The 532-nt window shown below is 62.8% G+C and carries 1 protein-coding gene; it reads left to right on the top strand.

Translation table 11 applies throughout. The features are described 5' to 3' along the window. Positions 1–532, top strand: a 532-nt coding sequence (locus PKE79_RS16785; protein ID WP_271174804.1) for a cellulose synthase subunit BcsC-related outer membrane protein, incomplete at both ends; no start/stop codon positions are given.

The following is a 532-nucleotide window of genomic DNA, read 5'->3' as shown; positions in this document are numbered from 1 at the left end:
ACTCGCTGACCGGTAAAAACGTGGCGGATAACTGGCGCGTGCGCTGGATGACCGGGTACTACTACAAGGTCATCAACGAGAATAATCGTCGCGTCACCGTCGGCCTCAACAATATGATCTGGCACTACGACAAAGATCTCAGCGGCTACACCCTCGGCCAGGGCGGCTATTACAGCCCACAGGAGTATCTCTCGTTCGCCGTGCCGGTGACCTGGCGTCAGCGCACCGAGAACTGGTCCTGGGAGCTCGGCGGGTCGGTGTCATGGTCCCATTCGCGCACCCAGACGCAAGCCCGCTATCCGCTGCTGAACCTGATCCCGTCCGACTACCGGCAGCGCGCCAGCGAGCTGACGGAGGAGGGAAGCAGCAGCCATGGATTCGGTTACACCGCCAGAGCGCTGGTGGAGCGGCGGGTGACCAGCAACTGGTTCGTCGGCGCCGCGGTCGATATTCAGCAGGCGAAGGATTACACCCCGAGCCATGCGCTGCTTTACGTCCGCTACTCGGCGGCCGGCTGGCAGGGGGATCTGGA

The organism is Microbacterium barkeri, from assembly GCF_027921765.1.
GTDB lineage: Bacteria > Actinomycetota > Actinomycetes > Actinomycetales > Microbacteriaceae > Microbacterium > Microbacterium barkeri.
Note: the sequence above shows the minus strand (reverse complement) of the source record. Positions and strands in the feature narration are given on the sequence as shown.